The 12733-nt window shown below is 44.0% G+C and carries 8 protein-coding genes and 1 pseudogene; 6 read left to right on the forward strand and 3 right to left on the reverse strand.

The window, feature by feature from the left end; translation table 11 throughout:
* The 3 genes from AB4167_RS12040 to mngA all read right to left on the reverse strand — a co-directional run bounded on the left by AB4167_RS12040 (position 1) and on the right by mngA (position 6023).
* Positions 1 to 1167, reverse strand: coding sequence for a glycerate kinase (locus tag AB4167_RS12040; protein ID WP_372136570.1), 1167 nt, complete (start codon positions 1165 to 1167; stop codon positions 1 to 3).
* Positions 1168 to 1212: 45 nt separating this feature from the next.
* A complete protein-coding gene (gene mngB / locus AB4167_RS12045; protein ID WP_372136571.1) occupies positions 1213 to 3852 on the reverse strand; it encodes a mannosylglycerate hydrolase in 2640 nt (879 codons plus the stop codon).
* Between the two features lie 236 nt (positions 3853 to 4088).
* Positions 4089 to 6023, reverse strand: coding sequence for a PTS 2-O-a-mannosyl-D-glycerate transporter subunit IIABC (gene mngA, locus AB4167_RS12050; RefSeq protein WP_372136572.1), 1935 nt, complete (start codon positions 6021 to 6023; stop codon positions 4089 to 4091).
* Between the two features lie 317 nt (positions 6024 to 6340).
* On the opposite strand from mngA, the gene AB4167_RS12055 reads away from it, so the two are divergent.
* The 6 genes and pseudogenes from AB4167_RS12055 (at position 6341) to dcuC (ending at position 12638) form a co-directional block, all read left to right on the forward strand.
* Entirely contained in the window at positions 6341 to 7057 is a 717-nt protein-coding gene (locus AB4167_RS12055; protein WP_004731293.1) for a GntR family transcriptional regulator, read from the forward strand.
* A 267-nt stretch (positions 7058 to 7324) separates the two neighbouring features.
* Positions 7325 to 8077, forward strand: a pseudogene (locus AB4167_RS12060) (DUF481 domain-containing protein).
* A gap of 191 nt (positions 8078 to 8268) precedes the next feature.
* A complete protein-coding gene (locus AB4167_RS12065) occupies positions 8269 to 9285 on the forward strand; it encodes a polysaccharide lyase family 7 protein (protein WP_372136573.1) in 1017 nt (338 codons plus the stop codon).
* Positions 9286 to 9598: 313 nt separating this feature from the next.
* Positions 9599 to 10510: a 2OG-Fe(II) oxygenase gene (locus AB4167_RS12070; protein WP_372136574.1), complete on the forward strand. Its 912-nt coding sequence runs from the start codon at positions 9599 to 9601 to the stop codon at positions 10508 to 10510.
* A gap of 122 nt (positions 10511 to 10632) precedes the next feature.
* Complete coding sequence (locus AB4167_RS12075) at positions 10633 to 10803, forward strand: hypothetical protein (protein WP_372136577.1); 171 nt, start codon at positions 10633 to 10635, stop codon at positions 10801 to 10803.
* Between the two features lie 467 nt (positions 10804 to 11270).
* Entirely contained in the window at positions 11271 to 12638 is a 1368-nt protein-coding gene (gene dcuC / locus AB4167_RS12080; RefSeq protein ID WP_065584770.1) for an anaerobic C4-dicarboxylate transporter DcuC, read from the forward strand.
* The last annotated feature ends 95 nt before the right edge of the window (positions 12639 to 12733 follow it).

A 12733-nucleotide genomic window follows, 5' to 3' on the forward strand; every position in this document is an offset into this window, starting at 1 on the left:
TTACTTCTCATTAAAAATCTGGCTACCAAGCTTGAGCGTGGCGGCGATATTACGGGCAGTGCGAGTCAGGTTTTGATTCGCTTCTGATAAAACTTGGTCTAAAGACTGAGGTGAACGTACGGTTCCAAATAAGCTAGACATTGAGCCGTAAAGTTTTTCAACGTCTTGCCCCAAAGAGCCCGCAATTCCAATGGTTGGAATACTCAACTTTTGAGCTCGCTGAGCGATACCGAAAGGTGTTTTACCTTGCAGGGTTTGGTTGTCCATCTGCCCCTCTCCGGTCACGACCAGTGAAGCACCTTCAAGAACCTTATCTGCATCCAAGGCATCTAATACCATCTCAATACCCGCTTTAATTTGGATATTGAATGCAAGACTTAACCCCAGAGGTGTACCACCAGCAGCACCAAATCCAGCTGTGTCGCGATGATTAGTACCCGTATGTGCTTGAGCGATATCGGCAAAGTGCCCGATCGCAGTATCAAGTTGTTCAACTTGAGCTTTTGATGCGCCTTTTTGCGGACCAAACACAGTACTGGCTCCGCTTTCGCCACATAATGGATTATTCACATCACACGCGACCACGAACGTCACTTCTTTGCATCTAGGGTGCAGTCCTTCAAGATCGATGCTTGCTAACCGGCTTAATTCGGCGCCGCCACCAGATAGCTCGTTGCCTTGCTTGTCTAATAACTTGCCTCCCAACGCTTGTAAGATGCCAGCACCTGCATCATTGGTTGCGCTGCCGCCCAAACCAATAATGATTTGTTCAACACCTTGATCTAGTGCATCTTTGATCAATAGCCCAGTACCAAACGAAGATGCGGTTAACGGTGCTCTTTCTTCTACGGTTAATAGGTCTAAACCCGATGCTTGAGCAAATTCCACCAAGGCAGTTTTTACGTTGGCGCCATCAACAGTCTGTTCCAACGAAGCCCAATAAGCCGTACATTCACGCCCGATTGGATCCGTCGTGTGCAGCCGTTGCTTCTTACCATTGAGCGCCTCTAGCAACACGTCTACCGTGCCTTCTCCGCCATCGGCGAGTGGAATTTTCACAAACTCTGCGTAAGGGAAAACATCGGCAAATCCACGCTCAATGTAAGACGCAACTTGATGAGCGTCGAGTGATTCTTTAAATGAATCAGGGGCAATTACAATTTTCATTGTCGTTCACCATTCCCGCCCACCAAGGTGAGCGGGTTATCGAAATTAGAATTTGATTTGGAATGTTTTTGCTTGGCAAGGTGCTATCTGGCCGAACTCTTCAGATGCTACATCACCTTCGCGTACGCGCTCGTCCATTCTTGTCTCTTTCCAGCTTGAAACCGCTTGAGTAAAAGAGATTGAATCCGATACTGAAACCGATTCTGCCGGGTTGTAGACACGCATGATCAGTGCATCTTCGTCTTCCGCTTTCTTCAGCACACTCAACACCGCGCCTGATTGTTGCTTAGACAGAAGGCTAAAACTCATAGGTAGGTTCTGCTCACCCACGTTGAGCTTCATCGCGTTGTAAGGGATCTTGTTGTAGCATTCGATTAGAGTGACATTGTCACGTGCTTGCGCCATGATGTTCGCGTCAATATGGTTACCAGAGAAACCGCACAACGTAAATTCACACACTAACTTACCGCGCACTTGCGAATCTGGTGTCGGAATCTTGATGCCTGATGGACGGCCTGGGCGAAGCAATAGCTCTTCTTTACCCAACACGCCAATACCACGGAATAGTGTCAGTGCGAAGGTATCTCTATTTTCGTCACCTTTAGATGCAATCACTTCAAATTCACGCAGACCATTCGACATAATAGCCATACCCGCTTTGCCGTTTTCTAGCGCAGCAAAGTTCATTAACTGATACACAGGAACCGGTGCTTCTTTCCACTTCTCTTCTTCCCAAACCGCCATTGCAGGGTCATTGGTTGGTCGAGTAATACAACCGAACTGGTTATCTGCTACCACAGTTTCAGAAATAAATGGCGTAGGTACTAATACACGTACACGGTGGTCGTCGGCTTGGTTGTCCAATTCCATACGGACTTCGATGCGGCGAGAACCTTGCTTCAATACCACTTGGCATTGCGCTTCAACGAATCCATTTTGACCCGTGCGTTCTTCACGCTCTGTAAGGTTTGCTGGCACGTTCATGCGGAAAGCGATGTTTGCTACCGATTGGAAACCTTGGTGGTCAATTGATGTTTCTACCGGGAATTCATCAGAGTACAACAGCCACTCTTGACGAGATGGAGAGTAATCGTACTCATCGCCGTCATCAGAACCATCTTCTAAACGAAGTGCTTGGTCGAATACTTGCTCTGTCTCTTTATCGAAAATAGTCAGAGTACCGTTGTCGTTTACATTAATTCGGTAGTATTCGTTCTCTAGCAAGTAGTCTTTCTGCTCTGCGACTTTAACTGCGCCCTTCTCATTACCTTGGATGTGTAACGTGGTGAAACCCATCGCTGGCACAGTGCGTTTGATTTGAATATCAAACTCCATGAACGGGTCGTAGTTACCGTAGTGAACGATTTGACGGTCTACTTTACCCGGGTCAATTTGGCGCTTGTCTTGGATGAAGTACTCAACTAGGTTTTCGTTTTCATCAAAGATAGAGAACTCTTGAGCACGGATAGTGATAGTGGTGTTAACCACTTCTTCACGCTCGTATGGAGAAAGGTTGAACATCGCCAGTTTGTCGCAACCTTCGCGATCTGGCATATGGTCGACAATCTTACGCTTGTAGAAATGAATCAGGTTTGTCGCCATGTCGTCAGCAAGGATGTAACGGTTTAAGATTTCAGCGTGTACCTTGTCTGAACAACAGCAACCAATAGAGTCATGAGCGTGGTTCTTCATGCTCTCTTTCCACATTTTCTCAATCAAACCGTGGTGGTATTCAAAACCTAATGTCCAAGCGATAGACGCTAGCGGTTCTAAGATGTTTACAATCTTGTTTTCGATTTCTGCGTGGATCAGTTTGATGTCCATACGCGTAGAAGAGATCGTACGGTGAACACGCATGTATTTACCGTCGTTGAACTCGCCTTTGATGGTGTCGAGTTGGTCGCGCGCCGCTTCTACTTTCTCGAACACTTCTTCGTAACGGCTCATTGAGAATTCACGATCTGGGTAGATTTCGCGAAGCTTGTCCATTACTTCAAAGATGTCTTTTTGAATCGGCATTTGGTCGTGGCCGTTCGGTAGCAAGATATCTTTAGTCACCGATGGCTTTTCTAGCACTGGGAAGTACTTATCTAAACGAGCACGCAAGCCTTCTTCGTCTTGTGGAAGGTATTTACCAATCGCGTAACCCAGCGGAAGCACTTGTGCCACCACTTCACTGCCGTCATTAGACTGCCATAAGAATTCTGTTTTGTTGGTGCCATGACGCTCTGAACAACCACGCCAGAACATTGCACGCGTGATGTCGAAGCCGTTGTAGATCATTGGCAGCTGTGAGCTCATGCTGAATGAATCTGGTAGGTAACCAATCTTCATTGCATCGCCAAACTTCATGCAGTCACGAATGCCATACATCATGTTACGTACAATTGACTCACCAGAAACTTGCATTGTGTCGGTTTGAGAATACCAAGGGCCAATAATTAACTTGCCCGCTTCAACCAATGCTTTTACGCGCTCTGTGTTTTCTGGTTTGATTGCGAAGTAGTCTTCTAAAACGGCGGTTTGACCATCTAGAACGTAGTATTTGTATTCTGGATCGCTCTCCAGACGGTTCATGATTTCTTCCATGTTGTTCACAAGAAGAATACGAGACTCTTCTGTTGTGAAATACCATTCACGATCCCAGTGCATGTGAGGAGTAATATGTACGCGTGATGTAGTCATAATCATTTACCTAAATGTGTCGCTTCGAGTAAAACTAAAGTTCGAACCCAAATACGACTAAATTAAATTTTTTCAAGGGGTTAAAATTGGCTGTCACTAAATTTAGGGTGCAGAAAACCACGCCCAGAATCTGTGTGAATAAAACCGTTAGGAGCACAGGTATTTAGGACAGCCAGTTGTTTGTTATTTCTTATATATTGATTTCGTAGTGAGTTAGGAGCTAACTCAAAATTCAGTTAGTTCTGTGTTGCAGTACTTGCTTCAAACTTACCCTTTTTTACAGCGTGACCACGCCACATCAGAAGAGTAATGGTTGAAATCACTGTGCCGACAATCGCAGCACCGAACCAGATAGCAGCAGCAGAGAATGCGCCCAAACCGGAATCGTGTAACAAGAAGATAGAGAAGATACCTGCGCCCGGAGTCGATAGACCAATACCTGCCGCACCAACCATTGCACCTGTAACCACAGAGCCTAGTAAGAATGAGCCGATTACACGGATTGGATCTTCAATCGCCATTGGGATTGCACCTTCAGTAATACCCGCAAGACCAAGTAGCCATGTAGATTTACCGGTTTCAATCTCAAAGTCTTTGAATAAGCGTGGAGCAATCATGGTAGAAGCCGTTACCGTGAACGCCGATACCATTTTTACTGAGCCAAAGATTGCGTAAGGACCATAAACACCGTTTGCCATTGCACCTAAACAGAATGCGTAAGCAGCTTTGTTTACCGGACCACCTAGGTCGAATGATACAAACAGACCTAAAATTGCACCCAATAACAACGCATTGGTGCCTGACATACCGTTCAACCAGTCCGTTAAACCTTGGTTTAAGAACGCAACAGGTTTACCGATAACAAACAGCATCAAGCTACCCGCTACCAAAGTACCAATCACCGGGTAAAGGTAGAAAGTAAGGAAGCCGTTAAATGCAGGGCCTAAGCGAACATGCTCTTTTACCCAACGCATTACGTAACCAGCAATCAAACCACCAACAACACCGCCTAGGAAACCAGAACCAATGATGTTTGCGGCAATACCCGCAGCAAAACCAGGACCAAGTGCCGGTTTGTCGGCTAATGAGTATGCTGTGTAAGCTGCCAGTACTGGCACCATTAATGTACCTAATAGGCCGCCACCTAATTTACGATACATCCACAGCCAAGAATCTTTTGTTGCGTAAAGCTCTTGCAGGTCAAAAATTTGCGCGATAAGAACAGCAACCGCAAGAACAGTACCACCAGCAACGATAAGAGGAACTGCGTAAGAAATACCAGAAAGCAGTGCTTGTTTAAGCTCAGTTTTCAGTGGCAACTTTTTAGGCTTGTTGTCGGTAGCCACTGTGCGTTCTGCACCATTACCTTTTTTCGACTCTTCAATCGCTTCATTAAGAATGCGCTCACCGTGTTTAATCGGTTCTGCAACTGGTGTTTCAACACGAGGAATGCCGTTAAAGCGCTCAGATTCTTTAATCGCAACTTCAGCAGCAAAAACACACGCCACAGCATTGTTAAGTTGTTCCGCAGTTAAGCGATCTTCAATACCGTTTGCGCCCTGCTTTTCAACATGAACCTTGTAGCCAAGCTTTTTTCCCGCTTTTTCTAGGTACTCAGCCGCCATATAGGTGTGAGCAATGCCTGCTGGGCAAGCAGTAACACATACAATTGTCGGCGCATTTGTATCTAAGTTGTCTTGTTTTTCTTCTTGCTGATTATCGCCATCAAGAAGCGCGAAGATTTCATCAGCGGTTGTTGCTTTTAATACTGCTTCACGAACATCGTCATCAACCAATGTGGTTGTCAGTTCGGTCAGCAGGTGCATGTGGGTAGAACCCGCTTCTGCATTTGGAATCGCAATTAGGAAGATAAGATTTACATCTTCGTCTTCATCCAAGCCTTTCCATTTCATGTCTTCTTTAAGCGTTGCTACAGCGAAGCCAGCTTCTTTAACCGCGTCAGTCTTGCCATGCGGTACTGCTAGGCCTTCACCAAGCGCTGTCGGGCCTTGCTCTTCACGAGCAAATACTGCATCAAGGTACTCTTGCTTGTTATGCAGTTTGCCTTGCTGATCCAGTTGGTCAGCAAGTGCGTAAATCGCTTCTTCTCGACTGCTAAACGTAGTTTGCAGATTTACGAGCGACTTATTCGTTAGAGTAGTAAGTTTCATAACCTTTGTCCCATAGTCACGGATTAGTACGACAGTCGTCCCTGTCGACGAGAAGAATAATACAACTTCAAGACATTTAATCCGTGATCACGATCTCATCAATACATATTTGTATTTAATTTGTATTTAAATCGTATTGGTAAATCCTTTAAGAAAGCTTGTTATGTATCGTTTAATTTGTATTATATGTACTACAAAACGCCGATACGACGCTCACACTAACCTTTAAAGCAAGGCTTATATAGAGCAAATTTACGTATTTAAGGTACAGGTTGTTAATCAAAGTCTAGTTGTCCTAGCGCACAAATGAGGCAAAAATGGCAAGACTCCCTATGTATCGCCAAATCGCCGATGCAATAAGAGAAAAGATCAGTTCTGGTGAATATAAAGTTGGAGAAGCACTCCCAACGGAAGCGCAATTGCGTGAAGTATTCTCGGTAAGCCGTGTAACGGTTAGGCAAGCACTGAAACTACTGATCGAAAACGATGAGCTTGAAAGCGTTCAAGGCAGCGGTACTTACGTCAAAGAGAACAAGATCAATTACGACATCTACAAACAGTCGAGCTTTCAAGAAAAGTGGGCGCATTTGGATGTGGTTACACACAGTGATGTTCTAGCCTTTGAAATGAAGCCCTGTTCTTTGGCGATGTCTGAACATCTAGATATTAAAGAAGGCGAATTAGTTTTCTACGTAAAGCGTGTTCGCTTCATAGACAACAATCCAATCACGGTTGAAGAAACTTGGTTACCTGTTGCCCTATTCCCAGATCTCACCTATCAAGTGATGCAGACATCAAAATACGACTTTATTGAGAACACCAAAGGCATGGTGATTGATCGAAGTGAGCAGGAATTGGTACCGATTCTTCCGCCTGAAGACGTTGCTAAACAGTTAGGTATTGACCCTGCTCAACCGATTATTGAAAAACGTACTCGTGGTTACCTAGCTAACAACACAGTATTTGAATACAGCCGCAACTACTTCACATCTAACGATTACCGATTCACTTTGGTCGCCAGACGCCAGAGATAATGCTCATCAGCGAGTTTCGATAATAGCAAAATGACCAACACAGAGAGCGCCTTGTTCTCTGTGTTTCTATGCTGTTAACTCAATCATAAAACCAACTTTCCTACCCAAATATTCCTAAACCAATATCAAGTAACCTCACGAAAGATCATTCACATTCATTTAAATACTGTTCTGGCGCTTTGAACATAAACTAAGCACCTATTAACCAACACAGTTTTATACACACGCTCCCTAGCAAAGCTGCCTCTATTTCTCATCGCGTTCTCTATGCCCGTATTTGGAGAAGAGGTTGAAGAAGTAGTACTCGAGGACGACGTTGTATTAAGCGAAGCTTCTGAGGTATAAGAAGAAACTGAAGAATCCCCTTTTACGCCCCTGACCAAGCTCGGGTTTATCTACTCGCAAAACACCAGCTCATCCTTGTCGATCAACTCTGGAATCTCTGTTGGTTACAAAAAAGAAAACTGGGGCCAACGAGTTCAGTTTGATACCTACTATACCGATGCTGAAAACGATGAAGACGGCACCAATCGCTATACCACCAACTATGGCATCAGCTATGACTTGAACGAAGTCACCTATTTGGTCGCAACAACACGTTTTGAACACGACCACTTTGGTACTTATCGTAAGCAATTTATAACGGCTACAGGATTGGGTCGCCACTTTTATGATACTGAAAGAATCAAACTTCAAGGCTCTGCTGGTCCGGGTTACCGAATCAGTCAACGGCAATCCTCCGATGAAGAGTTCCCGAACAAAGAGAACTATGAACTAATCGTGAATGCCAGTGTTGATGGCTCTCTGACGATCACAGAAACGTTTTCTATGGGGGCAACGGCTAACATGGCTTACGGTGAAGAGAACACCAATTACAACCTCAAAGGCTATCTAAAGAACATATTGATGGGCAATTTAGCTCTGACTTTTGATACCGAATACATCTACAACACCACTGTCGCATCAGACCAAAGTAACGCCGAAATCTACAGCTCAATGAACCTCAACTACGATTTCTAAATTACGCTTCCCCATCGAACATGCAAAAGGATTTGCATGATCGTTCAGAGAATCATTACTAAGCCGTATACGAAAACCAACCTCATTGACTCTAGCTCTATCTCCATAACTAGAAAAATTGTATTGAGATGTGTTTTTGGGATCGGTAGCTCAAAGCTCTGTCAACAAAATGTAAAACCGCTCTTTAGCCAATGAAAACCTCATGGTTTATCGATAAAGTTTGCTCACCTTTTGTATTACAAATTATTTTTATGTTCAACTATCAACAACCTTTAAAATACCTCAAAGTTGCTGCGTTTATCTCTAGTGGATTATTACTCGCTGGCTGTGAAGCTAATGCTAAAAGCGAACAAGCAGAGCTTAAAACATGCACAGATTGCAATTGGAACATCGAGCAATGGAAAATCACCCTTCCAGTCAGTGGTGACGATTACTACAACAATGGCCGTAGCAGCGCAGCCGAGCTCATTCCCCAAGAATGTAATGGTAAAGAGTACTTAACCAACGACACTCATCTTCCTTGGTTCTCTCGTGAGTCTGTTAATGGCGAAGAACGTCTAAAATTCACCGTTGATCTTGGTGGTCAAGTTTCAACTACAGCAAACACAAAATACGCTCGTTCGGAACTTCGTGAATTGTATAAGTTCAATACCGAAAATCGATGCAGCACTAAAGACCAAAACTGGGCGGTAACAGGGACACATGAACTTAAAGCGACAGTGAGCGTTGATCAGTTCCCGAATAAAGACGTGACAGGCAGTGACCCTAAAGTGGTTCTCGGCCAAATTCATGGTAAAAACATTAAACAAGCGCTAGTGAAATTGCAGTGGGATGGTGAAAATAAGCCGGTACGTGTTGTTCTGAACGATTCATTTCTACCAGGAAACAAAATGTGTAGCGACTGTCAGCCATTCAGTGTCAACCTAGGAGTCGCACCTGCAAACCTGGATTGGGATTACACGATTCGTCTTGATGACCAAGGTATTTACCTTTCAACACTCATTGATAATGAATTAACAGAACAGTTCTTACCATGGGGCATAGAAACAGAAGATCGTGATGGCAACAAGGTTACGTTGTCAAAAGCATGGTTAGAGGAAGAGTACTACTTTAAAGCCGGTCTTTACGCCCAAATAAAGCCGTCAAGAGAGTTTGCTGGTCAAGTATTCTCGGTCAGCTTCTCGAAGATCAATATTGATCATAGATAGATTACTCATAGATAGAAAGTCACCCCATCAGTTGTGTCTCGAATCACTACTGATACTTGAAACGGCGTGTGGGTATCTCATCCATACGCTGTTTTATCACTGATGCGCCCACGACATCGCAACTCGCTAAGCAAACCTTGCGTTCATTGTTCAAATGACCACGTCTAAGCAAAGACTGACAGCTTTTTAAAAGTAACCCCACCTTTAGCTGATTATATAGAAAACGTTAATTCTGTTTTGCCCAGCGCCCCGTTTATCTACAAACCTTGGTGTAATAGATTGGTTGCAAGCAAACAAAAGGAGCGAACACATTATGTTATCTAATCAACTAGAGCGCGCACGCGCCATCGATTTACCGACACGAGAAGCGATGCTTCAACGAGCTCCTTCTGTACAACAGTTTTGGGACAACAATAAGGGCTTGTTCAGCGAGGCTTGGAAAGAATGGGAAGCAAGTGCGGAAGGCAGCCAATTGGATTTCGATGATTCACTGTTAGATGCCCGCCTGCGTGAAGCTGTTAGAGAAGCTTGGCAAGATCCAACGAAAGAAATCGCGGTAAAAGACTTACTCGAAGAGATCTCTCCTGGAGTATTTAAGTTCCAGTTCTTTGATGCTGAACGTCTCGCTGAGTTGCGTGATTACTTAGAAGCTGTCTCGAATGCTCAAATCCCGCTTCGCCCACCATATGGCATAGTGCTTAACCGTGGTGGAGCAATGTTAGACAGCCGATCTGAAGGTTATTTAGCCGCGCCAAGTTTCCAAGCGTTTTACCGAGATTTACTCGACAGTTACATGCGCCCTATCGCTCGCTTACTGTTCCCTGAAATCATGGGCTACGATACACAAACTTTTGGATTCTCAATTCAGTATCAAGCAAACAAAGATACGTCTTTACGCCTGCATACTGATGCGTCTTCGGTCACGCTCAACATAAACGTAAATATGCCAGATGAAAAGTTTTCAGGCTCAGAACTTAACTTTTATGACCCTGCTACGGGTAAGATGAACGAAACGACATTCACGCCTGGTGTCGCTATGATTCATCGAGGAAACGTTGCCCATGCGGCGCTGCCGATAACAAGTGGTGAACGTTCGAACTTGGTATTGTGGTTGTATGGCGACCGTGGACAAATACCACACCATAACTCGGCAATAGAGCCTATAGATGCGCATCAACGCTGGACAGTACCAACAGTGGTACATGACAATTTTGCTCCGTTCTAGACTGTTTTGTACCGTTCTAGGCAGTATCCAAAGTTCCAGACAACTTCGCACATTTCTAGACAGCTTCGTACCATGTTAAATGATACAAACTCTCTTAGCTTTTCACGCAATTGAGAGAGTTTATGATCAGTGAAGGTGTAGAGCTTTCTTCAGATGCCATGGCTTATATCCCACTAAATAATGATGAATTATTATTGGTCACTCAGCGCGGAATGATTCACTTCTGTAAAAAAGTAATATGTTCTGACCTACCTGCTTACTCAAATGCAGATCCTGAATTGAACATTAACTAATCGGCTAACTATCAACTATTTCGGTCAGTAGCTGTACTTAAGCCAATACGTTAGGACCTATGCATTTCCACATCAATTCAACCCTCGCTGAAGCCTACTTAACTTTCCGTTCCCAGTCGGCTTCAGTTCATAAACTAATCAGATATCATGTAAAAGCACACATTTCTCTTTATTTTTGTACGTTAGGCCCCAAAAGTCATAGATTTATAAATCCACAACTTTGTATGCAACTCCTCACAATCAAAGGTGATCCAAGTTATATTCTAACAAGCCACAAAATTTGTTTATTAACATCTAAACAACAGTAGTTATTCACGATTTACAACCACAATTAACATCGAAAAAAATGTTTGTCTTAGATCATATCAACCTCAACTATGCCTCGTGCCACAGTGCAGTTTTCTGTACATTCATTGTCATATTCTGAAACACTTTCTTATATTTTTTTAAACTTTGTGGAGATTTCTATGTTAGAGCTCTTGATCGGATTAGTGATTACTATCGCTGTTGGTTACTTTATTGTGAAAGGCTATAAAGCGGCAGGTGTATTACTGACAGCTGGCCTTGCCCTACTTCTTATTACTGGCCTTATAGGTCACACAGTCTTACCCGCTAAGGTCGCTTCAACAGGTAACATGGTTACCGACTCACTAGAATTCGTTAAGTACATGCTTCAGTACCGTGGAGGCGGCCTAGGCATGCAAATCATGCTTCTTTGTGGCTTTGCTTCTTACATGACGCATATCGGCGCAAACAATGTGGTAGTAAAACAATTCTCTAAACCGCTTGCTGCTATCAAATCTCCATACGTACTTCTTGTTGCGGCTTACATCGTAGCGTGTCTAATGTCTCTAGCAGTAAGTTCTGCAACAGGCCTTGGCGTGCTATTGATGGCGACCCTATTCCCAATGATGACGGCAATGGGTATTTCTCGTCCAGCAGCGGTGGCGGTTTGTGCATCACCTGCAGCAATCATTCTTTCACCAACGTCGGGTGATGTGGTTATCGCAGCAGAAAAATCAGGTATGTCTCTTGATGTGTTTGCTGTTCAAACGGTACTGCCTGTTTCTATCTGTGCGATCATCGTGATGGCGGGTGCGGCTTTCTTCTGGAACAAATACCTAGATAAGAAAGAAAACACGCCAATGGAAAAAGTAGATGTTTCAGAAATTGAAACGAATGCGCCGGCTTTTTATGCTGCTCTTCCATTCTTACCTATTTTTGGAGTATTTCTATTCAACGGTCGTACCATTCCGGGCCTTTCACTTGATATCTACACCATCGTAGTAGGTTCAATTTTCGTGGGCGCTGTTATCGATTACGTTGTGAAGAAGTTTGACGGCGAAAAAACACTAGAAGACCTAGATTCTTGCTACCAAGGTATGGCCGAAGCATTTAAAGGCGTAGTAATGCTGTTGGTTGCGGCGGGTGTATTTGCTCAGGGCCTAATGTCTATCGGTGCAATTGATAACCTAATCGGCCTTGCTGAATCAGCTGGCGCTGGCGGTATCGCATTAATGCTTATCCTGACTGGTCTAACAGTTGCTGCTGCTATCGCGACAGGTTCTGGTAACGCGCCATTCTATGCATTCGTAGAACTGGCTCCATCATTAGCGGCGAAAATGGGCTTGAACCCAGCGTTCCTAATCATCCCAATGCTTCAAGCATCGAACCTAGGTCGTACAATTTCACCAGTATCTGGCGTAATCGTAGCGACTTCTGGTATGGGTAAAATCAGCCCATTTGAAGTCGTAAAACGTACGTCTGTACCCGTAATCTGTGGTCTTATTACGGTTATCTTCGGTACGCTTGTATTGGTTCCAATGTCGGCGTAAGCCTTAAGTTTCTAATCTCAAAGAACGAAGAACAAACGAACACCAATACTGAATATAAAATGCGTAAACAAAAAGGCGCTGAACTTAATAAGTTC

The sequence above is a fragment of the Vibrio sp. 10N.286.49.E11 genome (genome assembly GCF_041469505.1).
In the GTDB taxonomy this organism is placed as follows: Bacteria; Pseudomonadota; Gammaproteobacteria; order Enterobacterales; family Vibrionaceae; genus Vibrio; species Vibrio crassostreae_C.

Coding starts and splice junctions, on each gene's coding strand:
- AB4167_RS12075 (WP_372136577.1), top strand. CDS start 10,633: ATGATCAGTGAAGGTGTAGAGCTTTCTTCAGATGCCATGGCTTATATC.
- mngB (WP_372136571.1), bottom strand. CDS start 3,852: ATGACTACATCACGCGTACATATTACTCCTCACATGCACTGGGATCGT.
- AB4167_RS12065 (WP_372136573.1), top strand. CDS start 8,269: ATGAAAACCTCATGGTTTATCGATAAAGTTTGCTCACCTTTTGTATTA.
- mngA (WP_372136572.1), bottom strand. CDS start 6,023: ATGAAACTTACTACTCTAACGAATAAGTCGCTCGTAAATCTGCAAACT.
- dcuC (WP_065584770.1), top strand. CDS start 11,271: ATGTTAGAGCTCTTGATCGGATTAGTGATTACTATCGCTGTTGGTTAC.
- AB4167_RS12070 (WP_372136574.1), top strand. CDS start 9,599: ATGTTATCTAATCAACTAGAGCGCGCACGCGCCATCGATTTACCGACA.
- AB4167_RS12040 (WP_372136570.1), bottom strand. CDS start 1,167: ATGAAAATTGTAATTGCCCCTGATTCATTTAAAGAATCACTCGACGCT.
- AB4167_RS12055 (WP_004731293.1), top strand. CDS start 6,341: ATGGCAAGACTCCCTATGTATCGCCAAATCGCCGATGCAATAAGAGAA.